The organism is Psychrobacter cibarius, from assembly GCF_904845955.1.
GTDB classification, from domain to species: domain Bacteria; phylum Pseudomonadota; class Gammaproteobacteria; order Pseudomonadales; family Moraxellaceae; genus Psychrobacter; species Psychrobacter cibarius_B.
Genome location: NZ_CAJGYX010000030.1, coordinates 1 through 1,234, shown reverse-complemented (window position 1 = coordinate 1,234; position 1,234 = coordinate 1). Strand labels below are relative to the sequence as shown.

Below are 1,234 nucleotides of genomic sequence, written 5' to 3'. Positions count from 1 at the left end.
AGGTTCCCAAAAACTGTATAACTGCTCACAACCTTCTATCCATAAAAAAGCCACCTTGCAAAATGCTAAGGTGGCTTTTTTGAATTATTAATCATCAAGTGCAGTTGTTCATATGCTGTGCTTCTGTCAGATCTGGGTTACGACAATCGGCTAACGGATCATATCCGTCGTCATAACCTGAACGTTCAATCACGAATTTACGCAGATCAGCATCTGTGCCGCCACCAAGTGTAAAATCATTTAATAAATCTACCATGTCTTGTGATACTTCAATATCATTATTAACGAGGTAATCAATGTGTGCTGCTTGCGTTGGTGTCAGTAGTTCGGTCGTTTCTACAGCGTGATCACCGGTTCCATTATCGTAGTAGTCATCATTTGAGATCTCATGAGTAGTTTCACTCATGTCTGATATGGATGTCATGTCAGCATCCAATTGATCACTTAGATCTTGGAATATATCATCATATGTTTCACTTGCAACCTCTTCATCAATCAAGCCGAAGTCAGCGACAGATGAGTCTTCGATGTTCTTATTAGAATTTTTGGTGGTGTTCTAAAAAGTATGCTGGCATCAGACGTAGCCATAATTGACATAAAAGAACACCAGATCGAATACTTTAAAGTGATTATCAAGCTTTTTTGAGAAGCAACAAGTCTTTCTAACCGATCGTCTTAATCGGTGTCTAAGACGGCAGTTATTACCTTCTATACCTACCGTATGCTGTTTGCCAACTCGTTTGTTATCACCTTTAAAGGCCGTTATGAAACTGTCCCAATTGTCCATGCTAATAGAGTCATAGCTCACTTTAAGTTGCTTAAGACGTGCTCTTAGTTTCTGAGCCGTTTTTAAGTCACGCTTGCCCCAGACATAAGCGACAATCTCATTAGTAGCACGGTCATAAGCATAAATAAGCCAAACTTTACGCTTCTTGCGATATACGTAAGTCCAGAACTCATCAACCTCTAAGCGTTCATAGTAGCGCTTCTTAGGTACAATCTTGTAAATGGATGAGCCTATAGTACTAAGCACTTTTCCAATACTAACCTTGGCTATAACGGCTATGTCTCTAACGCCGCAACCTCGGACAGTCATCAGTCGTATGAGATCTTCTATTCTAGAGTGACAGCCGTTATAGGTTACCGCATGATCGCCAATAAACTGGCGTTTGCAGTCCTTACATTGGTAGTTCTGCTTGCCATAGCTTTTTATGCCGTTTTTCTTTAAACTGGG

Annotated in this window: 2 protein-coding genes; both read right to left on the bottom strand. The window is 40.4% G+C overall.

What is annotated here, in order from left to right; translation table 11 throughout:
- Positions 1-94 precede the first annotated feature (94 nt).
- The gene (locus JMV76_RS14620) at positions 95-424 is read right to left on the bottom strand and encodes a hypothetical protein (protein ID WP_201503189.1); all 330 of its coding nucleotides are present in this window, start codon (positions 422-424) and stop codon (positions 95-97) included.
- A gap of 150 nt (positions 425-574) precedes the next feature.
- On the bottom strand, positions 575-1,234 hold a 660-nt coding region (locus JMV76_RS14615; RefSeq protein ID WP_201503188.1), incomplete at its 5' end, for an IS1 family transposase.